Origin of the sequence: Enterococcus termitis, assembly GCF_001730305.1 — a bacterium.
Classification (GTDB): domain Bacteria; phylum Bacillota; class Bacilli; order Lactobacillales; family Enterococcaceae; genus Enterococcus_L; species Enterococcus_L termitis.
The window spans coordinates 82,321-108,137 of the sequence record NZ_MIJY01000047.1; the positions used below are offsets into that span (position 1 = coordinate 82,321).

Sequence of the window (25,817 nt, forward strand, 5' to 3'; positions counted from 1 at the left end):
TACCTTAGATCCTAAACATTTAAAATTACAAGTTTCTGCTCTACTTTTTTCTATTTAGATACGTCTTGAATCGAATCCAAAATAGTTTCAAGTTCTTTACCGTTCTTAGCTTTTTTACTATTCATTGTCCATGCCATTTTTTGTGCATAATGACCTGCATCAGATTGAACGATATCATAGACATAGTAAGCTTTCATACCATCTATTTTTGCAGTGATCATATAGCGGGTACCTTTCCAGCCAGACTGGTCAATCTCTTTTTCAGTTTCATCTTCCACTTCTAGCCATTCGTGAAAATCGATGATACTTTTGAAGCTGTCAAAACCATCATAATCATCGGCAGATTCACTCAAAACAGCTACATACATAATCTTTTTATCATTCTCTAAGGCAAGATCTGCTTCATCGTTCAACTCAGTTGGTTCAATTTCTTCCCAACCTTCAGGTAAAACAACAGAAAAAGTGCCATTTTCCGTTTCAATCGTTTTTTTCTCAGATTCTTTTACATCAGACTCAGAAGCCTTAACTGGCTCTTTCGAGGAACTAGTCTGCTCTGTTTTTGTAGATTCTTTACTTGATTTACTCATGTTTGCTGAGGTTCCACAAGCAGATAATACCAACCCCAATGCAATAATCAGTGCTGCCTGTCCCATTTTTTTCTTTTTCATTTGTTACACTCCTTTTAGTTCTTTAAAACATACCTTCATTTATTTTATACTATTTAAATAAAGCTTACAACATCATTCAAATAGTTGCTTCAATTCACTTATAAAGTACTGACCTATCTCACTAATATGTTTGTTTTTCTGATAAAGAATACAAATTTTATTCTTTGTACTTTCCGCAAGCGGGATTAAGCGAATTTCTTTCTTCGTAAATCCTGTTACCACACCAGAGCCTGAAGCATAAGCATCTGTCTCCACAAGTAAATTCATCAAGGTGCCGCGATCATTCGTATAAATCACTGTTTCCTGCTCTTGATTTTCGATCAAATCTTCAGAAAAATAAGCAAAATTACTTCCTTCTTGGGTAAAACGGACTTGAGGATAACAGCCTAACTGCTCTAGTTTGATTTCCTTTTGTTGTGCCAAAGGGTGATCGTTTCCAATAAAAATATGCGTTTTAAAACTGCCGACAACGTCATATGCCAAATTTGCCTGCTCAAGATAACGTTCAATACCAGATTGGTTTTGACTGTTTAAATAAATAATCCCTAATTCACTATGATAGCTTTTTACATCTTCGATCACCTTAAGCGTTGTTGTTTCAAATACACGAAAATTTTTATAATGATCTTTAAAATGCCGGATGACTTTTCCCATGACAACACCGAGAAAGTCATAGTGCTGTGAAGAAATTGAAAAACGTTCGCTTGTGGTGACTTCCTGATATCGATTTTCTAACATGTCCATTTGTATCAGCACTTTTTCTGCATGCTCTAAAAACGTTAGTCCTTCTTCTGTCAGAGAGGCTCCTTTATTCGTTCTGATAAATAGACTGACGCCGATTTCCTCTTCTAATTCACGAATCCCATTAGAGAGACTTGGCTGGGTGATAAACAATTTTTTTGCCGCTTCTCTGAAGCTGCCATTATTTGCAACAGCAACCACGTATTTCATTTGTTGGATATTCATTTTGGCCCTCCATATTATTCAGAAAAATAAATTTTACGACCATTGAGCGGTTGAACCGGTCGATTATTAAACGGCAGCATACCTTCATCGATCCGCTGGAAAAAGTCATGATCCATTTGCTGAACTGTATCAAATACAAACCAATGAACTGGTCCTTTTGTCGGTGGCGTTGTTAAAGAACCCAAATAATGAAAATGAGATCGTTGCTCCGGTAAAAAAATTGCCGGATTAAACCATTGCTGATGTGTTTCTGTTTGCCAAATAAACGCGGCCTGATCTTTAGAAAATTTGTTGATTTCTTTCGTGAGTATAAATAAGCAGCCTACTACCAGGTTTTCACCTGAATTGTTCATATGAACAAGATGAAATTCTAACGGACAATGCTCGCCTTCAAAAGTATGCTCACTTGGTGTATGGAAATGGATATCTGTTAAATAGTATTTTTCTCCTTCAAAAACCACATAACTTTCTGTATTTGGCGGAACGAAATGAAAAGTATTTTTAAATTCTTTTTCAGTAAACTCTTCATTTTTATAAAAGAAAGTAATTTCTCTATCCGCGGTATTTTCGCTAATTAATGTCTTAGTTAAATTTACTGGAGATTGATAAGGGTATTTTGCTCCTAATGAAAACCAATCACAAAGCGTATGCCAATGCTCTGGTCCTGTTTCTCCTGTATAGCCCCATTCTACGTCCATATTTCGAATATTTTTCATCAAACCCCACCTTCTACTTTTGTCGTCTAAATCATTAAATAAAGTACTAGATTTATAGAAATTTTGTGGTCCTTCCTATAATTAACCAGTAATTTTTTTAATAGTCAAAGTATAGCATAAAACAAACAAAGGATATAAGAATAAAAAACATGATTTTTGATTGTTGAGCCAAAAATCATGTTTTTGTTTATTTTTTTAACCAGTTATCAGGATCTTTTTTCCATTCCTGCAATAAAGCAACATCGTTTTCTTCAATGTAGTTTGATTCCAACGCTGCATCGATCAGAGTCGAATAATTCGTAAGCGTTACTAATTTTGTTCCTTTTTCTGCAAATTTTTCTGTTCCTTTAGGTAATTCATACGTGAAAATTGCCGCAACACCTAAAACATCTGCGCCTTCACGTACAGCTGCTTCAGCTGCTTCCAAAACACTACCGCCTGTTGAAATCAAATCTTCAATAACAACCATTTTTTGTCCCTTGAAAATACGCCCTTCGATTTGATTTCCTTTTCCATGATCTTTCGCTTTGCTGCGAATGTAGACCATAGGTAAATCTAAAATCTCGGCAACCCATGCTGCATGAGGGATACCAGCTGTAGCAGTTCCAGCGATTACTTCAACATCAGGAAACTCTGCTTTGATTTTATCCGCTAAACCTTGAGCAATATCTTTACGTACCACAGGATAGCTCATAGTAATACGATTATCACAATAAATTGGGCTTTTGATCCCGCTTGCCCAAGTAAATGGCTCATTGGGACTTAAAAAAACTGCCTCTATTTCCAATAAATCTTTTGCTATTTTTTTTGCTAATTCTGTCATCAGACTTCCCCATTCCATTCATTTTTGATTATTTGATAGGCTTCATAAGGTTGTTTCGCTTGGGTAATTGGTCTGCCTACCACGATATACGTTGAGCCGATTTTTTTTGCTTCGCTTGGTGTTACCACACGCTTTTGATCACCAACCGCACTGCCGCTTGGTCGAATACCAGGAGTCAGGCAAACGAAAGCATCACTTGTTGCTCGATGAATAGCTTCCGCTTCCAAAGCAGAACAAACCACTCCGGCTAAACCAGCTTTCTCTGCACAGCTAGCGTAGTGTATGACACTTTCTTCTAAGCTGACATTGATCAGTTGGTCTTGGTGCATTTGTTCTTCACTTGTAGAGGTTAGCTGAGTAACAGCAATCAGAAGCGGAACCTGCTGACCTGGAGCAGTTCCTTTTTTTAAGCCTAATTTGGCAGCTTCCATCATCTTAATTCCACCAGCCGCATGAACATTGGTGATATCTACACCCAATTTAGCTAAACCAGTCATCGATCGTTCGACTGTGTTTGGAATGTCATGTAGTTTTAAATCTAAGAAAACAGAGTGCCCTAAAGATTTTAGCCAGCGAACGATTTCTGGACCTTCTTGATAAAATAATTCCATTCCTACCTTAAGAAATAACGACTCATCTGCGGGAAATTTTTCTAAAAATAATTGAACTTCGCTTTTTGAAGGAAAATCTAAAGCGATAATTGGTCTATGGCTCATTGTTGGTTTTCCTCCTTCACTTCTTTGATCAACTGTTCAAGTGATTCGATCCCCAATTCTGCCATTCTGATCGGTAAAGCATCGATTAGCTTAGGACAAATATATGGATCTGAAAAATTAGCCGTTCCTACACCGACAGCACTCGCTCCTGCTAGGAACATTTCTAATACGTCATCAACCGTTTGAACACCACCCATGCCGATGATCGGTAAATGACTAACTTGTGAAACCTGTTTGATCAAACGAATCGCTACAGGTTTGATTGCAGGTCCGGATAATCCACCTGTTTGATTGGCTAGGATCGGCCGACGTGTTTTTAAATCGATCCGCATGCCCAATAATGTATTAATCATTGAAAAGCCATCCGCACCACCGGCTTCGATGGCTTGAGCAATTGGCACGATATCCGTAACGTTGGGAGAAAGTTTTACATAAATTGGCACATCCGTTACTTTCTTTACAGCTTGTGTCAGCTGAAAAGCCACATCTGGATCTGTACCAAATGCTATACCACCATGTTTGACATTTGGACAAGAAATATTCAATTCTATTGCTTTTACATTAGGTGCATCACCAATTTTGCTGCAAACTTCTACATAATCTTCTTCACAAGCTCCAGCAACGTTTGCAATAATCGGAAGATCGTATTTTTCTAAAGGTGGAAGTTTTTCAGTCATTACTACGTCCAATCCCGGATTTTGTAAACCGATTGCGTTCAGCATGCCGCTAGGAGTTTCTGCTACTCTAGGAGTGGGATTTCCAAATCGTGCTTGCGGTGTCGTCGCTTTTACCATGATTGAACCCAGTTTTCCTAGATCATAATATTTTGCATATTCCTCACCAAAACCAAAACAACCACTGGCAGGAATAATTGGATTCTTCAATTCTAAACCAGGAATAGTGACAGCTAATGGATTTTTCATCATAAAACTACCTCACTCGCTCTAAAAATCGGTCCTTCATCGCAAACCTTTACACTTTTCGTACCAGTTTCGTCATCAGGAACATGACAAACACATGCATAGCAAGCACCCATACCACAAGCCATACGTTGTTCTAAAGAGAGAAAGACATTAGGCTGATCAGGAAAAACTTGAGCAATCATCTTCAACATGCCATTCGCACCACAAGCGTAGACTGCATCGGGGGTTTCGGTTTTGATTGCTTCTAAAATCAGGTTGCCGACGTTCCCTGCTACACCAAAAGAACCATCATCTGTTGCAAATCGAGTATCCCCTAGTTCGATGAACTCATTTTGAAAATAAGCAACTTCTTTAGAAGCATAGCCTAAAAAGTGTACAACTTCTATGCCACGCTGTTGTAATTGTTTCGATAATTCGTACATTGGTGGAATACCAATTCCACCACCGACAACAAAAGCCTTTTGTCCAGCTTTTAAGCAATCAACATCAAAACCATTCCCTAAAGGACCCATAACATCTAAACGGTCTCCCGCACTCATTAACGAAAACTCTTTTGTTCCATCGCCTTCAACTCGATAGATGATCGTACACGTCTGAGCTGATTGATCGATTTGATTTAGGCTAATCGGTCTTCTCAAGAGCAGATCTGCTCTAGGTACTTTTATATGAATAAATTGACCAGGTTTTTTCATTTCCTTAACTAATTCACCTGTCAAGGTCATCTGGAAAATTCTAGGAGCTAGTTGCTGCTGCGAAACGATCGTCATTATTTCCTGTTTCATGATTTCTACTCCTTTAAATGATAGTGTACTACTTCGTTAGAAAGAATCCTCTTGCAGAATTACAGCGCATCAGTCGAAAACGCTCTTGACTCTAGAACTTTTAAAATTGCTTCCGCTGTGTCGAGAGAGGTAAACAATGGAACACCATGTTCTACTGCTTCTCTACGGATCAAAAAGCCATCTTGGTTTAAATCTGAGCGGTTTTTATCCATCGTATTGACCACAACTTGAGCTTCTCCAGAACGAATTAAATCGAGGACTGTTTCATCATTTTCTTGATCGATTTTAGAAACAGTTTTAACAAACAAGTCATGTTTTTTCAGATACTCTGCTGTTCCTGCTGTAGCAATCAAACTATAGCCGATCTCATTGAAACGTTTGGCTAACTGTAAGGCTTCTTCTTTTGTCTCGTCAGCTATCGTAAATAATACGGCACCAAAACTCGGAAGATGTAATCCAGAAGCTTCAAAGGCTTTGTACAAAGCTTTTTCCAAACTATAGTCCGAGCCCATCACTTCACCTGTTGATTTCATTTCTGGTCCAAGATACGTATCAACTTTTTGAAGTTTTGTGAAAGAAAAGACTGGCGCTTTAATGTGCACTTGCTTGCTTTCAGGATATAATCCATCTTGATAGCCTAATGATTTAAGGCTTTGTCCTAAAATCGCTTTTGTAGCAACTTGCGCCATCGGAATACCAGTGATTTTGCTCAAGAATGGAACTGTTCGGCTAGCACGAGGATTGACTTCGATGACATAGACTTTTTCTTCGTGAATGACAAATTGGATATTCATCATCCCAATACAGTTTAAGCCCAGTGCTAATTTTCTCGTGTAATCAGCGATTGTTTGCTGAATTTCTGAAGATAAGGTTTGCGGCGGATAGACTGCCATCGAATCACCAGAATGAACGCCCGCTCTTTCAATATGTTCCATGATTCCCGGAATCAATACGGTTTCTCCATCACAGATGGCATCCACTTCACATTCTTTTCCTAAAAGATAACTGTCAACTAATACAGGATGTTCAGGAGAAGCTTTCACAGCGTTTTCCATATAATCCTCTAAATCTTTTTGATTTTCTACAATTTCCATGGCACGTCCGCCTAATACATAGCTCGGACGCACGAGAACAGGATAACCGATTTTGTTGGCTACAACTACTGCTTCTTCAGCACTTGTAGCTGTATCGCCTGGCGGTTGTGGAATATCAAGCTCTTGTAATGCTTGTTCAAATAAATCTCGGTTTTCCGCACGATCTAAATCTTCAATCGTCGTTCCCAAAATTTTGACCCCTTGTTTTACAAGTGGCTCCGCTAAATTGATTGCTGTTTGTCCGCCAAATTGAACGATAACACCTGTCGGCTGCTCTAGTTCAACGACATTCATTACATCTTCCAAGGTTAACGGTTCAAAATAGAGTTTATCTGAAATCGAGAAGTCTGTTGAAACTGTTTCAGGATTACTATTCATAATAATTGCTTCGTAACCCGCCGCTTGGATTGCCTTCACGGAATGAACCGTTGCATAGTCAAATTCGACCCCTTGACCGATTCGAATTGGTCCTGAACCTAAAACAAGTACAGATGGTTTTTCGGAACGAATACTCTCATTTTCAAATTCATACGTACTATAAAAATATGGTGTTTGAGACTCAAATTCAGCTGCACAAGTATCGACCATTTTGTATACAGGTAAAACCTGTTGTTCATGACGATAATCAGATACCTGCTGCTCTGTTAGCTGCCACAGCTCAGCAATTTTACGATCTGTAAACCCATTTTGCTTCGCTTCTTTTAACGTCTCAAGATCCTTTACTTTCTCTTTTAAGGTCGTTTCAATTTCAAAAATATGCAGAAGTTTATCTAAGAAAAAAAGATCGATTTTTGTTAATTCTGCCAATTCTTCGATCGTATAACCGCGTCGAATCGCTTCTGATAAGTAGAACAAACGATCATCTTGGGCTTTAACAATTTTCTCTGTTAAAAACTCATCTGTTACTTGTTGAATTTCTTTTAATTCATTATGATAGGCTCCAATTTCAAGTGAACGTACAGCTTTTAACAAGGATTCTTCGATGTTGCGACCGATTGCCATTACTTCTCCTGTTGCCTTCATTTGTGTCCCTAAACGACGTTCACCTTTTTCAAATTTGTCAAAAGGCCAGCGAGGAATTTTAGCCACCACATAATCTAATGCTGGTTCAAATTCTGCGTAAGTCGTTTCAGTAACAGGATTCTTCATCTCATCTAGGGTTAAGCCAACAGCGATTTTTGCAGCTAATTTAGCAATCGGATACCCTGTTGCTTTACTTGCCAAAGCTGATGATCTAGAAACACGCGGATTTACTTCGATCACATAATAATTGAAGCTATGTGGATCAAGGGCTAGTTGAACATTACAACCGCCTTCGATTTTTAACGCTCGAATGATTTTTAAAGATGCATCCCGTAACATTTGATATTCATAATCTGATAACGTTTGGCTAGGAGCAAAAACAATTGAGTCACCAGTATGAATGCCCACGGGATCAAAATTTTCCATGTTGCAGACAACGATCGCGTTATCAGCAGAGTCGCGCATTACTTCGTATTCAATTTCTTTATAACCGGCAATGCTCTTTTCAATCAGACATTGTGTTACTGGAGACAACTTTAAGCCATTTTCAGCAATTATGCGCAGTTCTTCTTCATTATCACACATTCCTCCGCCTGTTCCCCCTAGAGTAAAGGCCGGGCGGACAATGATCGGATAACCGATTGTGTTGGCAAACGCCACTGCTTGCTCAACCGTATTGACGATATCGCTTTCTGGAATGGGTTGATCCAGTTCTTCCATCAATTGCTTAAACAAGTCTCGGTCTTCTGCTTGATCGATCGCACTTAATTTTGTACCAAGTAGTTCGACATTTAGTTCATCTAAAATACCTGACTCAGCAAGTTCCATTGCCATATTCAATCCTGTTTGACCGCCTAATGTCGGTAACAGAGCATCTGGCCGCTCTTTGCGTAAAATCCGTGAAACAAATTCTAAAGTGATTGGTTCAATATAAACTTTATCTGCAATCTCTTTATCAGTCATGATCGTTGCAGGATTAGAGTTGACTAAAACGACTTCATATCCTTCTTCTCGTAAAGCAAGACACGCCTGGGTGCCGGCATAATCAAATTCTGCTGCCTGACCAATAATGATTGGACCTGAACCAATCACCATAATCTTTTTAATGTCTGTTCTTTTTGGCATTAGTCTTGCTCCTTCCATGCATCCATTAATTCCATAAACTCATCAAACAAGTGCAGTCCATCATGTGGACCTGGCGCTGCATCTGGATGATATTGAACGGTAAAAGCTGGGTATTGACGATGTCTGACTCCTTCAACCGACCCATCATTGACTTCCACATGAGTGACCATCAATTTTTCTGGATCAACAGTTGCTTCATCTACAGCATAACCGTGGTTTTGAGAGGTAAAATCTATTTTGCCTGTCGCAATTTCACGCACTGGATGATTTAAACCACGATGACCAAAGCGCATTTTATACGTATCTGCTCCGTTAGCTAAGGCAAATAATTGGTGTCCTAAACAGATGCCAAAAATTGGTACTTTTCCTTGAATTTTTTGAATCATCTCGATTGCTTCTGGTACGTCTTTGGGATCACCAGGTCCGTTTGTCAACATCACTCCATCTGGAGAAAGCTCCAAAATTGTTTCAGCATCTGTGTTGTATGGTAAAACGGTCAAATTACAATGCCGCTTCGACAATTCTCGTAAAATACTGTGTTTCAAGCCGAAGTCTACAACGACCACATTTCTGCCGATTCCAGGACTTGGGTATGGTTTGGTCGTCGAAACCTGCGCTACCTGATTTTTCGGTAAAACAGTTGCCTTTAATTGATCGAAAGCATGGGCCAAATCATCTCCTGCATCAATGAAACCTGCTTTCATTGTTCCTGCTGAACGGAGCTTTTTCGTTAATGCACGCGTATCAATACCAGAAATACCAGGAATTCCTTTTCGTTTTAAAAATTCATCTAAGGTCATTTGTTCTCGCCAGTTAGAAGCTAAACGAGCATGCTCTTTTACAACGACACCTTTACAAGTTGGAGCAATCGATTCATAATCGTCACGATTGACACCATAATTCCCAACCATCGGATAGGTAAATGTAATGATTTGACCATTAAAACTTTGGTCCGTGATCGTTTCTTGGTAACCTGTCATACTTGTTGTAAAAACAACTTCGCCAACAACATCGACATCTGCACCAAACGCTTTTCCTTCAAAAACTGTGCCGTCTTCCAGTATCAATAATCGCTTCAAATCTATGCATCTCCCTTAGACCATGCTGATTTTCCATCAACAAACGTCAGTAATGTATTCCCTTTTACTTTCCAACCAACGAAAGGCGTATTTACACCCATTGATTCAAACGCTTTATCATCGATTTCTTCCTCAAGATCAAGGTCAAAAACGGCAATATCTGCTTGACTCCCAACCGTAAGCGTTCCAGCATCTAATCCAAAAATCTGCGCAGGTTTTACTGCCATCCAATCAATTACCTGCTCCAGTGTGAATTTTCCTGTTTCAACAAAATGTGTGTAGATCAGTTGAAAAGCAGTTTCACTGCCAACGATTCCAAAAGGTGCTTTTAAAAATGTTTGATTTTTTTCTTCTAGACCATGTGGTGCGTGATCCGTAGCAATACAATCGATCGTTCCATCTAATAAGCCTTCAATCAACGCATCTCGATCTTCAGTTGCCCGCAGTGGCGGATTCATTTTCCAAAAACCGTTGTCTTCTGGAATATCTTCATCGACTAAAATCAAGTGATGAGGAGAAACTTCTGCGGTCACATGAACGCCTGCGCGCTTCGCATCTCGAATCACACGAACACTTTCTTTAGTGGAAACATGACATACATGATAATGAACACCCGTTTCTCCTGCTAATACTACATCACGAGCAATTTGAGAAGCTTCTGTTGAGCTTAAAATCCCCGGTAGTCCCAGTTTTTTAGAGATTTCTCCTTCATGCATCACACCGCCAAACAATAACGACTCATCTTCTGTATGAGCAACAAGTGCCATCCCTAATGCAGCAGCTTCTTTCATTGCTAGATACATTGTTCCAGCGGTTTGCACACCAACACCATCATTCGTAAAGGCAAAAGCGCCGACTTCTTTTAACGCTTTTTGATCCGTCAATGTTTCACTACGTAGTTCTTCTGTAATTGGCGCGTATTGTAAGACTTTTACGACTGCATTTTTTTCGATGATCTCATAGACTTCTTTTAATTTTTCGGGAGTATCAGGTACAGGGTTTAGATTAGGCATCGCACAAACAGTAGTGAAACCACCTCTAGCAGCAGATTTGCTTCCTGTTTCGATCGTCTCCTTATAAGTAAAACCTGGTTCTCTTAAATGAACATGGACATCGACCAAGCCTGGTGTGATTAGTTGACCTTTTGCATCGTATACTTCATCGAACAGCTCTTCATCAAATGACGTACCGATCGCTTTGATTTTTTCATCCTCGATCCAGATTTCAGCCGGGATCAATTGATTGCCTTTTTTGATGATTTTTCCATTTTTGATAAGTGTCTTCATTCTATTCACCTAAGCCTTTCCATGTAATACTGCTTCTAAAATTGCCATTCTCATGAATACCCCGTTGCTCATTTGTTGAATGATGCGAGATTGAATTCCCTCTACAAGAGAATCTGCTAATTCCACATCACGATTGACAGGTGCCGGATGCATGATCACAGCGTGCTTTTGGAGCTTTTTCGCACGTTCTACTGTTAAGCCATAATTTTGATGGTATTCTTCTTTTGAAAAAATTTCTGATCCATCGTGACGTTCATGCTGGACCCGCAGGAGCATCATCACATCGACCATTTCAACCAGTTCATCCAGCGGCATATAGTGCCCATATGCTTCAAATTGCTTATCGTACCATTCTTCCGGACCTGAGAAAAAGATCGTCGCACCCAGTCGTTTTAGCATTTGCATATTTGATTTTGCTACTCTTGAATGTGTGATATCACCAACAATCGCCACTTTTAGTCCTTCAAAGTAACCAAATTCTTCATATATTGTCATCAAATCTAGTAAACATTGTGTTGGATGCTGTCCACTGCCGTCTCCTCCGTTGATGATAGAACATTGGATCGTTTTGCTTTGGATCAATTCATCGTAATAATTTTCTTTACCATGGCGAATGACTGCCACATCTACACCAATCGCAGACATTGTCAACACTGTATCATATAATGTTTCACCTTTTTTTACTGAGCTCATACTTTCTTCGAACTCAATTACCTCGATCCCAAGTTTCTTTTCAGCGACATCAAAACTTTTATGCGTTCGCGTGCTATTTTCAAAGAATAGATTTGTTGCGAAGTATTGCTTTTTCTCCGGTTGCCAAGTTGCTCCTTGTTTGAACTCTTGTGCGCGGCGGATCAAGCCCATGACTTCTTGGTCACTAAGTGCTTCTACGGTTAAAAGATGCTTGAGACTGATACGTTCAGATGTGATGATCATTCGTTTTCCTCCTTAAAATTAAAAGCGTAGCGGGCTCGTTAAGCCTTGACAGAAAAATAGGAAAAGATGTTAGTGACGCTTCTTGTCACTGACAGATTTTATCTTTTTTCCGAAAGGCTAGCCCGCATAGCTAGATAGCATAAAAGCGTAGCAGTTCGTTTAGTCTTGACAGAAAATACATAAATGACGCTTTTATCACTGATACATCCTATTCTTTTTCTAAAAGACTATGCTTTAAAAGCTAAACAGACTTTTCTTCACTGCGCGCTGTTTCAGGCAAAATCAAGTTTAAAATAATTCCTAGAACAGTTGCTAGTGCCATTGATGAAAGCTCAAATGTATTCAATTTGAATACCAGCCCGCCAATTCCGATGACTAAAATCACTGAAGCGATTAACAGGTTTTTCTTTTTATCAAAGTTGATTTGATTATCGATTAAAATTTTTAATCCGCTTGCTGCAATTACACCGAAGAGAACAAAGCTGATTCCTGAAATAACTGGTCCTGGAATACTTAATATAATAGCACTCAGTTTTCCTACAAAGCCAAGTCCTACAGCAAAAACGGCTGCGCCTCCAATCACGAATACACTGTGTACTCTAGTAATGGCTAAAACACCGATGTTTTCACCATAACTTGTCACCGGAGGTCCTCCGACTAAACCTGCGACGATCTGAGCCGCTCCATCACCCATCAAAGTTTTTGACAACCCTGGATCTTGGAAGAAGTTTCGTTTGGTCAGCTTATTTAGTACCATCAAATGTCCGATATGTTCAGTCATTGTCACAAAAGCGATTGGTGCCATTGTGGTAATTGCATTTAAATGTAGTTTGGGTTGATATTGTACAAAGGGAATCTCAAAGTTCGGCATAGCAAACCAGGCTGCTTCTTTGATTGGTTCAACATCTACGATTCCGAATGCTAATGCAATCAGATAACCACTGACGATTCCTAATAAAATTGGTATAAGTCCTAAAAATCCTTTGAAAAACATGTTATAAAAAATCGTCAACCCTAAAGTAAGAAGCGCTACCGCAATATATTTGAAATCATATTCTCCATCATTGAACATTGCGTTATTAGCTGCATTGGAAGCAAGCCCTAATCCAATGACCATAACAACAGGTCCAACCACGATCGGTGGTAAAATTTTATCTAACCAATCAGAACCGATTTTTTTGATAATAAGAGAAACGATCAAGTAAACCAATCCTGTTGTAATTGCTCCTTGTGCAATTGCTGGATAGCCATCACTTTTCATCAGCATCTGCATTGCAGCAATAAAAGCAAAACTGCTGCCTAGATAGGCGGGAATTTTTCCTTTTGTTACAAACAAATACACCATGGTTCCTAAGCCGGAACTAACTAGTGCAATTCCTGGATCGATATCGACTAGTATCGGCACTAAAACTGTTGCGCCAAACATAGTGAATAAATGTTGTAAGCTTAAACCGATCCAATGTGCTGTTTTTGGCCGATCATTAATGTCTAAAACCGCTTCTTCATTGCGAAATTCTTTTTCTGTCATGTTCATTTACCTGCCCCATCTTTACTATTTCTACTGGTTTATTCTTCTGTGTTAGCGATCAATATTCGATCTAACCCATCTTTTTCTTCAACTTCTACAATGATTTCTTCTTTCATTGAAGTCGGAATGTTTTTACCTACATAATCTGCTCGGATCGGCAATTCTCTGTGTCCTCTGTCCACTAAAACGGCTAGGGAAATTTTTCTTGGTCTGCCTAGATCCATTACAGCATCCATTGCTGCTCGGATCGTTCTGCCTGTGAAAAGAACATCATCAATCAAAATGACTTCTTTTCCTTCAAGTGAAACTGGGATATTAGAAGAATGCAGTTCCGGCTCTTCTAAAGAACGTTCCTTCATTGTTTGTCCATCCATATCATCACGATATAAAGTGATATCCAGTTCTCCTACTGGTACATCTGTCTGCTCCAATTGTTTCAAACGCTCTGCGATTCGTTGAGCGATGTAAATTCCTCTTGTTTTGATTCCTACAAGTACAATATCTTGGATTCCTTTGTTTCTTTCAATGATTTCATAAGTAATTCTTGTTAATGCCCGTTTCATAGTTACTGCATCAACGACTTCTTTTCCTTGCATCGTTCTTCCTCTTTTCTATTTTTTAGTACCCCTTCAAGCTTCCTGTTTCAGCGCACGGGTTCTTCGCTTGCTCTTTTTCGATTAATAGTACAAATGCTTTTTGATACTTGTTGATTACCACATTGCTGTGTCGCTCTCTTTGCTTAAGAGCTTGACTGACACTTTTGACTTAAATCTTTTTTGCTACAGCTTCATTTGTTCAGAGTGTGACTTAGTCATGTGATTCCGTAATTCGGTTACTTCGCTCTCTTTTATCAGAGAGCTTATCTGGTACTTTTAACTATAATCTTTCACGCTACAGCTCAAATGGTTCAAGTGGTGACTCGGTCATGTGATTCCGTAATTCGGTTACTTCGCTCTCTTTGTTCGCCAAGTATTGTTCATCATCCGCTCTGTCAGCTTGCTGCCAATCGCAGTGATTCACAACAAAAATCCTCCTACCCGTAATTAGGTAGGAGGATTGAACAATCTATACAAAGATACCATCCATTACACGCAGCTCGATACTAAGCGCACTTAGTAGATTCTGCATGTTACCTTCTTAGCCTCACGGGACTACTCTTAAAGGATAAATTATTTAATTTACTTTCACAAAACAGTGTACCTTTTCTTCAGAGATAAATCAATCATTATTTCTTAAATCATCTAAAGTTTTTTCAAAAAGCTCTGGTAAAGGCGCTTCAAAAACCATCATTTGCCCAGTAGTTGGGTGTTTAAAGCCCAGCATTTGTGCGTGTAAGAATTGGCCATTTCCTTTTAGTGTTTTCCGAGGTCCGTAAAGCGGATCACCAGCAACTGGATAACCAATATATTTCATATGGACACGAATTTGATGTGTCCTCCCCGTCTCTAACTGTAATTGCAGTAATGTATAATCATTAAAACGCTCCATTACTTCAAAATGAGTGACTGCAGGTTTGCCGCCTTCGATCACAGCCTGCATCTTACGATCATTTTTTGAACGACCGATCGGCGCGTTGATTTCACCTTTATCATGAGAAATTTCTCCATGAACAAGTGCAACATATTTTCTAAGAGACGTTTTATCTTTTAATTGTTCCGCCAATGCAATATGTGCTTTGTCATTTTTAGCAACCATCAATAAACCAGAGGTATCCTTATCGATTCGATGAACAATCCCAGGACGAATAATACCGTTGATTGAGGATAAATCTTTAATATGATACAACAAAGCATTCACTAGTGTTCCTTGAGAATGACCAGCAGAAGGATGGACAACCATTCCTTGTGGTTTGTTGATAACCAGTACATCATCATCTTCATAGACAATATCTAGAGGAATATCTTCCGCTTGAATATCAAGTTCCTCAGGTTCTGGAATCGTAATAATAATTGTATCATTTGCTTTTACTTTGTAGTTTGCACGAATCGCTTCACCATTGACTTGTACATGATTTTCTTTAACCCATTGCTGGATTTGTGAACGAGAATATTCTTTTAGTAAATCACTTAAAACCTTATCAATGCGTCCTGTTTCTGTTTTTATCTTTACGTTAATTTGTTCCATCTTTTCCGTCCTTTGCTGCTTTTTCTTCTAAAATCAAGTAAATAAAAATACATGCTACTCCGATCACCAGTACTGTGTCAGCAACATTAAATATTGGAAAATTGATAAATTCTGTCTGGAACATATCCACAACATAGCCTAAACGTAAACGATCGATAAAATTCCCGATAGCACCAGCTAAAATCAAACTCAGACCAATCGTAAACCACTTACTGCCATGTATATTTTTAACTAGAATATACAGCACAACTGCAACCACTATAACAGTAATAATATAAAAGAACCACATTTTCCCCTCTAATAAGCTCCAAGCGGCTCCAGTATTTCGAATATTCGTAAATGATAAAAATCCTGGAAGAAACTCTTTGGTCTCTCCTAACTGAATATTGGCCACGGTTAAATATTTTACCCACTGATCTAAACCAATCAGTAAAGCGCTAATAACAAGATACACTGCTAACAAATTGCTTCATTCCTTCTCTAATATATTGTATAAATCTCTTGGTCGGATAATTCCCAATAAGTTCCCGTTTTGGTTACCATCTGATGTGATGAGAATGGCCTCCAACCTAACCTGAGTTGAAAACATTTCTTCTACTTGATATACGGTCGTTTCTTGATCCACAAACTGATAATTGCTTTCTTTATAATTTGCCAGTAAAAGCTCAGATGCCTTTCTTCCTTCCAAACGAATATCCCCTTTGGAACTCTCTATCGCAAACCAAATACCTAACCCTCGAGCTGTAATCAAGCCCTTGAAATTACCCCTATCATAAATAGGAAATTGTGAATATTGCTTTCTTGCCACGATTGCTAAAATATCTTTAATTGAAATAGTGATTTCAAAACCTGTCACTTTTTTAGCAAAGCGAGGTAATACTTTGTCTGGGCTGATCAATGCTTGCTCAATTTCTTTAATCCGATTAACTGCCCAATCATTTGGTTCAGCAATAATAAAGTCACTAGAAATCCGCTCATGTACGATTGCATTTCTTAATTGGGCCATTTGCAGCAGATCATCTTGGAAATGGACTACCTGACTGTCCTTTTTTCTAGCTAAACGCCGTACCATTTCACTAAATCCCATACTCGTTGGATTATTCAATTCTTCACGAAACCATTTCTCGATCCGATTAAAACTGGCTAAAAATTCTTCTGCTCTTTCTCCCATCATTGTATCTCCTTGATTATGTACGCTTTATTTAACATAGAAAATAAAAAAATAAAATAAATGACAAGTAAAAAAATGATTCCTATTATATTCAAGCGAAGGATCGGGACTAGAATCATTCCAATAAAAAGTATAACATAATTTGATAGTAAAATTGGATTCATTGTCACTTCTAACTCAATAGTTCGTCCTTCATCGACTAATGAAAGCGGCTGACTCTTCAAAAGAAAAAAATTTGCTTGAACAACACACTGTTTTTCATCGATTTCAACCGACTTTGTTTGATTGTGATTTATAGAAAACCACTTTTGATTATTTTTTTTGATCTCGATCGGACTACCCATTCCATAAAATCCAGTATTTCTGGTACAACGAATATTCATGCTGATCCCTCCTCGAGCTGTAGACTAAAGTATATAACAAAAATGTTTGAACGGAAAGAAGGAAGTTGATTTAAGATAGAATAACTAAAATTAATAAAAAAATAAACGCCCGATGTTCAAAGGACGTTTATTTTTAGCCTATTCGTTAATTAGAACAATCCAATAGCTTGACCGTTTTGATCTACATCCATATTAAGCGCCGCTGGTTTTTTAGGCAAGCCCGGCATGGTCATTACATCGCCTGTCAAAGCTACAATAAATCCTGCTCCGATTTTGGGTACCAATTCGCGTATTGTGATCATAAAGTCTCCTGGACGACCTAGCTTTTCAGGATCATCCGACAAAGAGTACTGCGTCTTTGCCATACAAACAGGTAAACGATCCCAACCATATTTTTCAAAAGTAGCTAATTGTTTTTGGGCTTTTTTTGAAAAGCTTACGTCGCTACCACCATAAATCTTAGTGACGATCGACTTAATTTTATCTTCTAAATTCATTCCAGATTGATAGATTGAATGAAAATCATTTTCCTGCTCATCAATCACTTGAATCACACGTTTTGCTAACGAAATACCGCCTTTTGGACCATTTGCCCATACACTAGTTAATTCAACAGGGACATCTTGTGTTTCACATAGTTCTTTCAATGTTGTCAATTCGTTTTGAGTATCACCAGAAAATTCATTGATTGCCACAACAACTGGTAAACCATAACTTCTCATATTTTCAATATGCTTTTGAAGATTGGCAAAACCTTTAACTAATGCTGGTATATTCTCTTCGGTCAATGAAGCTTTCGCCACACCACCATGCATTTTTAACGCACGTATCGTAGCAACGATTACTACAGCATCCGGTGCTTTTTTTAAATTAGGTACTTTAATATCTAAAAATTTTTCCGCGCCTAAGTCTGCTCCAAAGCCCGCTTCAGTTACTGTGTATTCTCCTAATTTGAGTGCCGTTTTTGTTGCTAGTAAACTATTACAACCATGCGCTATATTCGCAAACGGACCACCGTGAACTAAGGCAGCGGTACCGTAGATTGTTTGCACTAGATTCGGTTTTAGTGCATCTTTTAATAGTAAAGTTAAGGCCCCTTGAACACCCAAATCACTGACAGTTACAGGCTCCAGTTCAAATGTATAAGCAACAACAATATTTCCTAAACGAGACTTTAAATCCTCCAAATCAGAAGCTAAACACAAGATAGCCATGATTTCACTAGCAACAGTAATATCAAATCCATCTTCACGTGGAACTCCCTGAATCGGACCGCCTAAGCCAACCATGACTTGACGCAACTCTCGATCATTTAGATCAACTACTCGTTTCCAAATGACCCGTCGAGCATCGATCCCCAGCTCATTCCCTTGATGAATGTGATTATCTAATAAGGCTGAAAGAGCATTGTTAGCCGTTGTGATCGCATGCATGTCTCCTGTAAAATGCAAGTTGATGTCTTCCATCGGTAAAACCTGAGCAAATCCGCCTCCAGCTGCACCGCCTTTAATGCCCATAACAGGTCCTAAAGAAGGCTCCCGTAACGCAATCATTGTTTTCACGCCGATCTCATTTAATGCATCACCTAAACCAATCGTCACCGTGGACTTTCCTTCTCCAGCGGGGGTCGGATTAATTGATGTAACTAAGATCAATTTACCATCCTCACCTTTGGCTAAACGCTGAATCGTAGAGAAATCAATTTTTGCTTTATATTTTCCATATAATTCTAAATCATCCTCTTTTAGTCCAATTGATTGCCCAATGCTGGTGATTGGTTGTAAATCTACTGATTGCGAAATTTCAATATCTGTTTTCATTGACGCCCTCTTTTCCCGAACTTTATTCATAAAAACAATCATTTTCGTTAAGATATTACCTATTATACCTTTTATTCTCTTCCTTTTCTATGACTAAAATGTCTTTTTTGCAAAAGATTGACGGGGGTTGTTTTTCACTTTATAATGATGCTAGACTTTAGAAAATAAAGGGGCGTGATTTGAATGGAAAAAGGGTTCGTCAAATGGTTTGATAATAGAAAAGGTTATGGTTTTATTAAGTACAATGAAGACGATGAAATTTTTGTTCATTTCACAGCGATCGAAGAAGACGGCTTTAAATCGTTAGATGAGAATCAAGCAGTAGAATTTGAAGTTATGGAAGGTACACGTGGTCTACAAGCTGCACATGTGAAGAAAATATAAACTAAAAGCTGAGAAAAACCTTTCTTTTGAAAAGGAGTTTCTCAGCTTTTATTTATGTGTAAAGTGATTAAATTTTAGTATTTGGCGAAACGATTCGTTATTGCTTTCCAGCTTTTTGATTAGGATCTTCAGTGATTATGGCTACGAAATTTGAGTGTTCAGTCAATTGTCGGATAAAAGCAGCTTTTGTTTTTTTAGTCATCATAAACAATTGACTGCCTTCTTTAAAATCAGCTGAAACGATCTGAATCGACTTTGGTCCAATCTGTATTGAATCAATAGAAGAAAGCGAAATAGTGCTTCGTTTGATCGGCAACAACGTATGAATGATCAACTGATCTTCCTTCAAAATAAAATAACGATTTAATCCTAAAAGTGCAAAGAAAAAGAACACACCTAAAACGATGTTACTCGTTAGATAAGGACGAGTATGTTCCAACATTAAAATCAAACTTAAAAATAAAATGCCAAATGTACAGGACCAATAAATTATCGCTGTTGATAATTCTGGTTGCCAATAATAGACTTTTTTCTTCATACAGCGACTCCTTAGTAATTTTCAGTATGTTACAATAATAACATACATCAACTTTTAACAAAAAGAAAATAAGGAGATATTTATGTTACGAATATATGTCGATGCTGCAACAAAAGGAAATCCTGGTCCAAGCGGTGGCGGTATTGTAATCGTCGGCGAAAGAATTCACGACCAGATACACGTTCCTCTTGGAGAATGCTCCAATCATGAAGCTGAATTCAGAGTGCTCGTCCAAGCTCTGCAGCTGTTGCTTGAAAAAAACGAGACAGATCAAACAATCGTGATCCACTCCGATAGTAAAATTGTGGTTCAAACAATTGAAAAAAGCTACGCAAAAAATCCCCTTTTTCAACCATATTTAGACACTTATCATCAATTAGAGACTAAATTTTCGTTATTACTGATCAAGTGGATACCTGAATCACAAAATAAAGGGGCTGATACGCTAGCTAAGCAAGCCTTGCAAAAATATAAAGAAACAAACGAAGAATTTTAAGTCTCAGTATTTTTCTTTTCATTGTTAAACTCATGATCTTTCACCAGCTTTATTCATTACGCTTTCGTTGCCATAGTTAAATCTGTGATTTTACCTGAAGTCACTTTTAAGATAGCTGCTGGTGAAAGTTCTATTTGAAGTCCTCTTTTTCCAGCTGAAACAATGATCGCATCATACTGATTCGCTTCTTGTGCTAAAAATGTTGGAAAAAGCTTCTTCATACCAATTGGCGAACAGCCGCCTCGAATATAACCAGTCGTCTCTTCTAAGTCCTTCAAATGCAGCATCTCAACTTTTTTATTTCCGCTAGCTACTGCTAATTTTTTTAAATCCAATTCTTTGTTGCCTGGAATCACTGCAACAACTGGTCCAGTCTTATTTCCAACGGTAACTAAGGTCTTAAAAATTTTCCCATCCGCTACCGCTAATTTTTTCGTGACGCTTTCTGCGCTTAGATGGTCTTCACTCCATTCAAATTCGTACTCATTATATGGGATTTTTTGTTGCCCGATGATTCGGATCGCATTTGTTTTTTGAAGTTTCTTTTTCCCCATTTTATACACCTCTTTAGTTTTCTTATAGAGACAAGATGTTTAATAGATGTCGTAATTCAGTCACCGGGATCTGTCCGGGAGCAGACGCCTTTTTAGCCGCACCAAAGGTCAACGCCGAACCAAAGAGTTCTCCAGTTAAACGACTGATCATTCCAAGCTGCCCCATGGACATTGTAACGATCGGACGATCAGCATAAAGCATCTGCATTTCTTGTGTTGCTGTAAGTAACGTCAGCACATCCTCTGAAGTGTGCGGCATAACAGCAATTTTACAGATATCAGCATTTTTTTCCTGCATCTGTTGAAGTCTAGAAATGATTTCTGCTTTATTTGGTGTTGCATTAAAATCATGATTACACATCACTATTTTAATCCCTTTTTCATGAGCTGCTTGGATCGTTTGTTGGACATAGTTGTCATCCATAAACAACTCCACATCAAGCAAATCAAGACAGCCCTGATCAATCATCTTTTGGTACAATAAAAAATAATCTGTTTCTGAAAAATCGACTTCTCCCCCTTCTTTCTTTGTTCGGAAAGTAAAGAGGAGTGGTTTGTCAGAAAAACAGGTCGCAAGCTTGTGAGACAACTCAATCACCGTCTGAAAATCCTTTACTTCTTCGAAAAAGTCTACCCGCCATTCAACCAAATCACAATCTAATTGTGCTATTTCTTGTGCTTCAGTCAATAATTCAATTTCAGTTTTTCCAACAAGCGGCACCACGATTTTAGGATCTCCTGTACCAATCATGACTTCTTTAACTTTGATCGTTTTCATCTGATTTCTCCTTATAAAACCTAAAGTTCTTTCCTGCAGACTATACTTTTCTTATTTATTTTTTGATTTCGATAAAAAAGACCTTTAAGTAATTGCCTTCTTCAAATTGTTTATTCGTTCTAAAATCATTCGGAAGCTGGTAGGTTTCTTTAAACTGGTAGCGAACCTTTTTTTCTTCAAGCGCTTGAATGATCATCTTTTTATATTTTTCAATTGAAATATTAGCTGCGTTCGTTGAAGCGATTAAGAGTCCAGTTGAACTCAAAATGTCTACAGCATCCTTTACTAAATCACCATAATTTTTAGCCACAGAAAACACTTTTTTCTTATTACGTGCAAAACTTGGCGGATCAAGAACGATCACATCATAGCTAAGATTTTTACGGACAGCGTATTTAAAATACTCAAATACATCCATCACAACGATTTTTTGCGCGTCACTATCTAAATGATTGACCTCAAATTGTTCTCTAGTTTTTGGTAAACTTCTTTTAGCTAAATCTACACTCGTAGTGCCCATCGCGCCCCCCATCGCACTTGCAACTGAAAATGCGCCTGTGTAGCTAAACATGTTCAACACCGTTTTTCCAGCAGCGATGCCTTCGATGAGTCTTCCACGAACATCTTTTTGATCTAAAAAGATCCCAGTCATCAAGCCATCGTTCAAATAAGTGGCATAAGTAACACCATTTTCTACGATCAATAAAGGTTCTGGCGCCTCTTCACCGAAAAGTTTTTGTGATTCTGGTAAGGTCTGATTAGAAAAACGAATTTTTTCATATCCTCCTATAATATCTGGCACACTTTTTCTAAACGCTTGAACGATTTCTTCCTTCATATTATAAAGCGTTTCATTGTACCAAGAAAAAACAACGAAGTCATTATACCGATCAATCGTCAATCCGCCTAAGCCATCTCCTTCACCATTAAATAGACGATACGCAGATGTTGCCGGGTCCTGCTCATAAATAGCACGCTGTCTTTTGGCTTGAAAAAACAAGTCTTGCAAGAACGCCGAATCAACGCTTCCATGCCAATTTACCAGCCAACCGATTCCTTTATTTTGCTTACCAAGATAGCCAGAAGCGATAAAATTTCCTTTACTATCAATAAAATCCAGCCAGTTTGGACTAAAGTTTTGAGGCACTTCCTGTAAATCGTCTGGTTGAATCAGCGGATAGCCTGCATATAATTTTCTTTCAGATTTTTTTGTTATTCGTATAGTCATTCTTTACATCCTTTAACATTCATTTGCTCTGTTTAAAATAAAAGCAGTATTTAATGTACACTTCCTTGTTAGTATATCAAAAAAGAGGATCGGACAGAAGTGTTAAATCCCAAGAAACAAGACCTTCAACTCATAGTGTCTTTGATACTTAAAGATTGATGAGATCCAAATACAGTGCAGTATGTACTGTGCAATAGCAAACGCGCTTCTTGCCTTGATTTACAACAATAAGAAGAAATTCACGAAAATTGGTATTGTTCATCCGTTTTCCGATCAACCATCTGCTTGTTTCTATACGATTCTCTTAAGAAAAGTAAAATTTTATTAACAAATCATGTCTGAATCTTGATTTAAATTGACATGGAATAGGGAACAGAGTAAAATTGACACTGTATATGTAAAGTTTGTGAAGATTTTTCACCACTTTCTTTTAGATTTGATTGTAGAAAGGATACGTTAACTTTGAATATTTTAAAAAAAATACATACACCTAATTTTCTGAACACTCGCATGGGGTTGTTTCTTTTCATTGGTGTAATGATTTGGTTGAAATCGATTTTTGCTTATGTAGTTGATTTTCATTTACGTATTGAGAATGCCTTTGAGTATTTCATCCTCTTCATTAATCCGATTGCCTCTACCTTTTTCTTATTGGCGATTGCATTATATGTGAGAAGAAAGAAAGCCTCGTATATAACAATGATGGTGATTTATTTCTTAGTCAGTTTACTTCTTTTCTCAAATGTGACCTATTACAGAGAATTCACTGATTTTATCACTGTAAATACGATGCTTGGTGCTGGTAAAGTTGCCAGTGGACTTGGCGAAAGCGCGTTACGTTTGTTTAGACCCTATGATGTGCTTTATTGGCTTGACTTCATTATCATCGGTATTCTATTGATCACTAAAAAAATCAAGATGGATGAACGTCCTGTCAGAGCGAGAGTCGCCGTTTCAATGAGCTTATTATCTGCCCTATTTTTCGCGGCAAACTTAACATTAGCTGAAACAGCTAGACCACAATTATTAGGTCGTCAATTTTCTCGTGACTACATCGTTAAATTCTTAGGTTTGAATGCTTTTACCGTCTATGATGGTGTCACTACCTACCAAACAAACCAAGTTCGTGCGGAAGCTAGTGAAAATGATATGGATGCTGTTTCTGATTACGTAAAAGAACACTATGCAGCGCCAAACCCTGATACATTTGGGATCGCTAAAGGAAAAAATGTTATCTATATCCATTTAGAAAGCTTCCAACAATTTTTGATCGACTATAAATTGAAGGATGAAAACGGTGTTGACCATGAAGTTACGCCATTTTTAAACAGTATTTTCCATAATAATAGTACCTACAGTTTCGATAACTTTTTCCATCAAGTTGGACAAGGAAAAACAAGTGATGCAGAAACGATGTTTGAAAACTCATTATTTGGTTTAGACCAAGGTTCTTTATTTACACAAGTCGGCGGCAAAAATACCTTTGAAGCTGCTCCAGCAATTTTAGATCAAGAAGCAGGTTATACTAGCGCTGTCTTCCACGGGAATGCTGGAAACTTTTGGAACCGTAACGAAACCTATAAGCATTTAGGCTATGACTACTTCTTTGATGCTAGCTACTATGATGTAAACGAAGATAACTCATTCCAATACGGACTGCATGACAAACCATTCTTCAATCAATCCGTGCAATATTTGGAACATTTACAACAACCGTTTTATTCTAAATTTATTGCTGTTTCTAATCACTACCCGTATTCACAATTCACGAATGACGAAGCCGGGTTCCCGATTGCGCAAACATCTGATGAAACAATCAATGGTTATTTCGCAACAGCAAACTACCTAGATAAATCTGTTGAAGAATTCTTCAACTACCTAAAGGCTTCTGGCTTATATGATAATTCAGTAATCGTGCTATACGGCGACCATTACGGTGTTTCGACTTCTCGGAACAAAAATCTCGCTGAACTTGTTGGCAAATCAAAATCTACGTGGAATGACTTTGATAACTCTACAATGCAGCGTGTGCCTTATATGATTCATATTCCAGGCCAAACAAATGGTGGAATCAATCATACTTATGGCGGTCAAATCGATGCGTTACCAACCCTGCTTCACCTGTTAGGCATTGATACAAAAAATTATATTCAAATGGGACAAGATTTATTCTCTAAAGAAAATGAACAACTTGTAGCCTTTAGAAATGGAAACTATGTTTCACCTAAATATACAATGCTCGGCTCAAACATCTATGAAACAGCAACTGGACGTTTGATCACTGAACCTACAGAAGAAGAATTGCAGGAAACAAAAGCGTTGAAAGATAAAATCAGCTTACAATTGGAAATGTCTGACCAAACAACAAATGGTGATCTCTTACGCTTCTATACAAATAGCGGATTGACTCCTGTAAATCCAGACAATTACAATTACAAAGATCAGCTGGAGCAAATGAAAAAAATCGAATCTAAAAAAGGCAGTTCTTCAACAAGCGTTTATAGCAAGAATAAAAACACTTCTACTGTTGATAAGTACCATACTGAATCTTATCAAGACTATTTAAAGTCAAATAAATAACTGATAAACACGAAAGCTTGAGTAATTTACTCAAGCTTTTTTATACCTTTTTCATAGATTATTCATATTCTTATTCTATACTGATTTATGTGAGGT

The 25,817-nt window shown here is 38.0% G+C and carries 26 protein-coding genes; 3 read left to right on the forward strand and 23 right to left on the reverse strand.

Features of this window, described 5'->3' with window-relative positions; translation table 11 throughout:
* Positions 1 to 50: 50 nt before the first annotated feature.
* From BCR25_RS19275 to BCR25_RS19360, 19 genes are all read right to left on the reverse strand, one after another.
* Positions 51 to 668 (reverse strand): hypothetical protein, encoded by a 618-nt coding sequence (locus tag BCR25_RS19275; RefSeq protein WP_069665239.1) that lies wholly within the window; start codon positions 666 to 668, stop codon positions 51 to 53.
* Between the two features lie 72 nt (positions 669 to 740).
* Positions 741 to 1,634: a LysR family transcriptional regulator gene (locus BCR25_RS19280; protein ID WP_069665240.1), complete on the reverse strand. Its 894-nt coding sequence runs from the start codon at positions 1,632 to 1,634 to the stop codon at positions 741 to 743.
* 14 nt (positions 1,635 to 1,648) lie between these two features.
* Positions 1,649 to 2,350 (reverse strand): carbonic anhydrase family protein, encoded by a 702-nt coding sequence (locus tag BCR25_RS19285; protein ID WP_069665241.1) that lies wholly within the window; start codon positions 2,348 to 2,350, stop codon positions 1,649 to 1,651.
* Between the two features lie 187 nt (positions 2,351 to 2,537).
* Positions 2,538 to 3,173, reverse strand: coding sequence for an orotate phosphoribosyltransferase (pyrE, locus tag BCR25_RS19290; protein ID WP_069665242.1), 636 nt, complete (start codon positions 3,171 to 3,173; stop codon positions 2,538 to 2,540).
* Positions 3,173 to 3,889 carry an orotidine-5'-phosphate decarboxylase gene (pyrF, locus tag BCR25_RS19295; protein ID WP_069665243.1) on the reverse strand — a complete coding sequence of 239 codons (717 nt, stop codon included), beginning with the start codon at positions 3,887 to 3,889 and terminating at the stop codon, positions 3,173 to 3,175. The genes pyrE and pyrF overlap by 1 nt, the downstream gene beginning before the upstream one ends.
* Complete coding sequence (locus BCR25_RS19300) at positions 3,886 to 4,815, reverse strand: dihydroorotate dehydrogenase (protein ID WP_069665244.1); 930 nt, start codon at positions 4,813 to 4,815, stop codon at positions 3,886 to 3,888. Before BCR25_RS19300 ends, pyrF begins: the two co-directional genes overlap by 4 nt.
* Entirely contained in the window at positions 4,812 to 5,594 is a 783-nt protein-coding gene (locus tag BCR25_RS19305; protein ID WP_069665245.1) for a dihydroorotate dehydrogenase electron transfer subunit, read from the reverse strand. The genes BCR25_RS19300 and BCR25_RS19305 overlap by 4 nt, the downstream gene beginning before the upstream one ends.
* Before the next feature lie 59 nt (positions 5,595 to 5,653).
* Positions 5,654 to 8,836, reverse strand: a complete 3,183-nt coding sequence (gene carB / locus BCR25_RS19310; protein ID WP_069665246.1) for a carbamoyl-phosphate synthase large subunit — start codon at positions 8,834 to 8,836, stop codon at positions 5,654 to 5,656.
* Positions 8,836 to 9,915: a carbamoyl phosphate synthase small subunit gene (locus BCR25_RS19315; RefSeq protein ID WP_069665247.1), complete on the reverse strand. Its 1,080-nt coding sequence runs from the start codon at positions 9,913 to 9,915 to the stop codon at positions 8,836 to 8,838. The genes carB and BCR25_RS19315 overlap by 1 nt, the downstream gene beginning before the upstream one ends.
* Before the next feature lie 2 nt (positions 9,916 to 9,917).
* Positions 9,918 to 11,201, reverse strand: a complete 1,284-nt coding sequence (locus BCR25_RS19320) for a dihydroorotase (RefSeq protein ID WP_069665248.1) — start codon at positions 11,199 to 11,201, stop codon at positions 9,918 to 9,920.
* 9 nt (positions 11,202 to 11,210) lie between these two features.
* Entirely contained in the window at positions 11,211 to 12,137 is a 927-nt protein-coding gene (locus tag BCR25_RS19325) for an aspartate carbamoyltransferase catalytic subunit (RefSeq protein WP_069665249.1), read from the reverse strand.
* Between the two features lie 241 nt (positions 12,138 to 12,378).
* The gene (locus BCR25_RS19330; protein ID WP_069665322.1) at positions 12,379 to 13,665 is read right to left on the reverse strand and encodes a solute carrier family 23 protein; all 1,287 of its coding nucleotides are present in this window, start codon (positions 13,663 to 13,665) and stop codon (positions 12,379 to 12,381) included.
* Positions 13,666 to 13,703: 38 nt separating this feature from the next.
* Positions 13,704 to 14,261: a bifunctional pyr operon transcriptional regulator/uracil phosphoribosyltransferase PyrR gene (gene pyrR, locus BCR25_RS19335; RefSeq protein ID WP_069665250.1), complete on the reverse strand. Its 558-nt coding sequence runs from the start codon at positions 14,259 to 14,261 to the stop codon at positions 13,704 to 13,706.
* A 295-nt stretch (positions 14,262 to 14,556) separates the two neighbouring features.
* On the reverse strand, positions 14,557 to 14,685 hold the full coding sequence (locus BCR25_RS20870; RefSeq protein ID WP_281247190.1) for a hypothetical protein: 129 nt from the start codon (positions 14,683 to 14,685) through the stop codon (positions 14,557 to 14,559).
* A 198-nt stretch (positions 14,686 to 14,883) separates the two neighbouring features.
* A complete protein-coding gene (locus tag BCR25_RS19340) occupies positions 14,884 to 15,789 on the reverse strand; it encodes an RluA family pseudouridine synthase (RefSeq protein ID WP_069665251.1) in 906 nt (301 codons plus the stop codon).
* A complete protein-coding gene (gene lspA, locus BCR25_RS19345) occupies positions 15,776 to 16,252 on the reverse strand; it encodes a signal peptidase II (RefSeq protein ID WP_069665252.1) in 477 nt (158 codons plus the stop codon). Before lspA ends, BCR25_RS19340 begins: the two co-directional genes overlap by 14 nt.
* Before the next feature lie 6 nt (positions 16,253 to 16,258).
* Positions 16,259 to 16,960, reverse strand: a complete 702-nt coding sequence (locus BCR25_RS19350) for a CBS domain-containing protein (protein WP_069665253.1) — start codon at positions 16,958 to 16,960, stop codon at positions 16,259 to 16,261.
* Entirely contained in the window at positions 16,960 to 17,343 is a 384-nt protein-coding gene (locus BCR25_RS19355; RefSeq protein ID WP_069665254.1) for a hypothetical protein, read from the reverse strand. Before BCR25_RS19355 ends, BCR25_RS19350 begins: the two co-directional genes overlap by 1 nt.
* Before the next feature lie 149 nt (positions 17,344 to 17,492).
* The gene (locus tag BCR25_RS19360; RefSeq protein WP_069665255.1) at positions 17,493 to 19,163 is read right to left on the reverse strand and encodes a formate--tetrahydrofolate ligase; all 1,671 of its coding nucleotides are present in this window, start codon (positions 19,161 to 19,163) and stop codon (positions 17,493 to 17,495) included.
* Positions 19,164 to 19,346: 183 nt separating this feature from the next.
* Here BCR25_RS19360 and BCR25_RS19365 point away from each other — a divergent pair, with 183 nt between their 5' ends.
* Entirely contained in the window at positions 19,347 to 19,547 is a 201-nt protein-coding gene (locus tag BCR25_RS19365; protein ID WP_069665256.1) for a cold-shock protein, read from the forward strand.
* A 97-nt stretch (positions 19,548 to 19,644) separates the two neighbouring features.
* Here BCR25_RS19365 and BCR25_RS19370 read toward each other — a convergent pair whose 3' ends face one another.
* Positions 19,645 to 20,085, reverse strand: coding sequence for an EbsA family protein (locus tag BCR25_RS19370; RefSeq protein WP_069665257.1), 441 nt, complete (start codon positions 20,083 to 20,085; stop codon positions 19,645 to 19,647).
* A gap of 82 nt (positions 20,086 to 20,167) precedes the next feature.
* Between BCR25_RS19370 and BCR25_RS19375 the strand changes: the two genes are divergently transcribed.
* Complete coding sequence (locus BCR25_RS19375) at positions 20,168 to 20,581, forward strand: ribonuclease HI family protein (protein ID WP_069665258.1); 414 nt, start codon at positions 20,168 to 20,170, stop codon at positions 20,579 to 20,581.
* A 56-nt stretch (positions 20,582 to 20,637) separates the two neighbouring features.
* On the opposite strand, the gene ybaK is transcribed toward BCR25_RS19375, so the two are convergent.
* Genes ybaK through BCR25_RS19390 form a run of 3 tightly spaced genes read right to left on the reverse strand, consistent with a single transcriptional unit; the run spans position 20,638 to position 23,141 of the window.
* Positions 20,638 to 21,135, reverse strand: a complete 498-nt coding sequence (ybaK, locus tag BCR25_RS19380) for a Cys-tRNA(Pro) deacylase (protein WP_069665259.1) — start codon at positions 21,133 to 21,135, stop codon at positions 20,638 to 20,640.
* A 22-nt stretch (positions 21,136 to 21,157) separates the two neighbouring features.
* The gene (gene aroD / locus BCR25_RS19385) at positions 21,158 to 21,913 is read right to left on the reverse strand and encodes a type I 3-dehydroquinate dehydratase (RefSeq protein WP_069665260.1); all 756 of its coding nucleotides are present in this window, start codon (positions 21,911 to 21,913) and stop codon (positions 21,158 to 21,160) included.
* Positions 21,914 to 21,968: 55 nt separating this feature from the next.
* Positions 21,969 to 23,141 carry a class I SAM-dependent rRNA methyltransferase gene (locus tag BCR25_RS19390; protein WP_069665261.1) on the reverse strand — a complete coding sequence of 391 codons (1,173 nt, stop codon included), beginning with the start codon at positions 23,139 to 23,141 and terminating at the stop codon, positions 21,969 to 21,971.
* 510 nt (positions 23,142 to 23,651) lie between these two features.
* On the opposite strand from BCR25_RS19390, the gene BCR25_RS19395 reads away from it, so the two are divergent.
* Positions 23,652 to 25,721 carry an LTA synthase family protein gene (locus tag BCR25_RS19395; RefSeq protein ID WP_069665323.1) on the forward strand — a complete coding sequence of 690 codons (2,070 nt, stop codon included), beginning with the start codon at positions 23,652 to 23,654 and terminating at the stop codon, positions 25,719 to 25,721.
* Positions 25,722 to 25,817 lie beyond the last annotated feature (96 nt).

Excerpts from the sequence above, each read along its gene's own strand:
- BCR25_RS19275 (WP_069665239.1), bottom strand. The coding sequence starts at position 668 with ATGAAAAAGAAAAAAATGGGACAGGCAGCACTGATTATTGCATTGGGG.
- BCR25_RS19280 (WP_069665240.1), bottom strand. The coding sequence starts at position 1,634 with ATGAATATCCAACAAATGAAATACGTGGTTGCTGTTGCAAATAATGGC.
- BCR25_RS19285 (WP_069665241.1), bottom strand. The coding sequence starts at position 2,350 with ATGAAAAATATTCGAAATATGGACGTAGAATGGGGCTATACAGGAGAA.
- pyrE (WP_069665242.1), bottom strand. The coding sequence starts at position 3,173 with ATGACAGAATTAGCAAAAAAAATAGCAAAAGATTTATTGGAAATAGAG.
- pyrF (WP_069665243.1), bottom strand. The coding sequence starts at position 3,889 with ATGAGCCATAGACCAATTATCGCTTTAGATTTTCCTTCAAAAAGCGAA.
- BCR25_RS19300 (WP_069665244.1), bottom strand. The coding sequence starts at position 4,815 with ATGATGAAAAATCCATTAGCTGTCACTATTCCTGGTTTAGAATTGAAG.
- BCR25_RS19305 (WP_069665245.1), bottom strand. The coding sequence starts at position 5,594 with ATGAAACAGGAAATAATGACGATCGTTTCGCAGCAGCAACTAGCTCCT.
- carB (WP_069665246.1), bottom strand. The coding sequence starts at position 8,836 with ATGCCAAAAAGAACAGACATTAAAAAGATTATGGTGATTGGTTCAGGT.
- BCR25_RS19320 (WP_069665248.1), bottom strand. The coding sequence starts at position 11,201 with ATGAAGACACTTATCAAAAATGGAAAAATCATCAAAAAAGGCAATCAA.
- BCR25_RS19325 (WP_069665249.1), bottom strand. The coding sequence starts at position 12,137 with ATGATCATCACATCTGAACGTATCAGTCTCAAGCATCTTTTAACCGTA.
- BCR25_RS19330 (WP_069665322.1), bottom strand. The coding sequence starts at position 13,665 with ATGACAGAAAAAGAATTTCGCAATGAAGAAGCGGTTTTAGACATTAAT.
- pyrR (WP_069665250.1), bottom strand. The coding sequence starts at position 14,261 with ATGCAAGGAAAAGAAGTCGTTGATGCAGTAACTATGAAACGGGCATTA.
- BCR25_RS19340 (WP_069665251.1), bottom strand. The coding sequence starts at position 15,789 with ATGGAACAAATTAACGTAAAGATAAAAACAGAAACAGGACGCATTGAT.
- BCR25_RS19350 (WP_069665253.1), bottom strand. The coding sequence starts at position 16,960 with ATGGGAGAAAGAGCAGAAGAATTTTTAGCCAGTTTTAATCGGATCGAG.
- BCR25_RS19355 (WP_069665254.1), bottom strand. The coding sequence starts at position 17,343 with ATGAATATTCGTTGTACCAGAAATACTGGATTTTATGGAATGGGTAGT.
- BCR25_RS19360 (WP_069665255.1), bottom strand. The coding sequence starts at position 19,163 with ATGAAAACAGATATTGAAATTTCGCAATCAGTAGATTTACAACCAATC.
- BCR25_RS19365 (WP_069665256.1), top strand. The coding sequence starts at position 19,347 with ATGGAAAAAGGGTTCGTCAAATGGTTTGATAATAGAAAAGGTTATGGT.
- BCR25_RS19370 (WP_069665257.1), bottom strand. The coding sequence starts at position 20,085 with ATGAAGAAAAAAGTCTATTATTGGCAACCAGAATTATCAACAGCGATA.
- BCR25_RS19375 (WP_069665258.1), top strand. The coding sequence starts at position 20,168 with ATGTTACGAATATATGTCGATGCTGCAACAAAAGGAAATCCTGGTCCA.
- ybaK (WP_069665259.1), bottom strand. The coding sequence starts at position 21,135 with ATGGGGAAAAAGAAACTTCAAAAAACAAATGCGATCCGAATCATCGGG.
- aroD (WP_069665260.1), bottom strand. The coding sequence starts at position 21,913 with ATGAAAACGATCAAAGTTAAAGAAGTCATGATTGGTACAGGAGATCCT.
- BCR25_RS19390 (WP_069665261.1), bottom strand. The coding sequence starts at position 23,141 with ATGACTATACGAATAACAAAAAAATCTGAAAGAAAATTATATGCAGGC.
- BCR25_RS19395 (WP_069665323.1), top strand. The coding sequence starts at position 23,652 with ATGGGGTTGTTTCTTTTCATTGGTGTAATGATTTGGTTGAAATCGATT.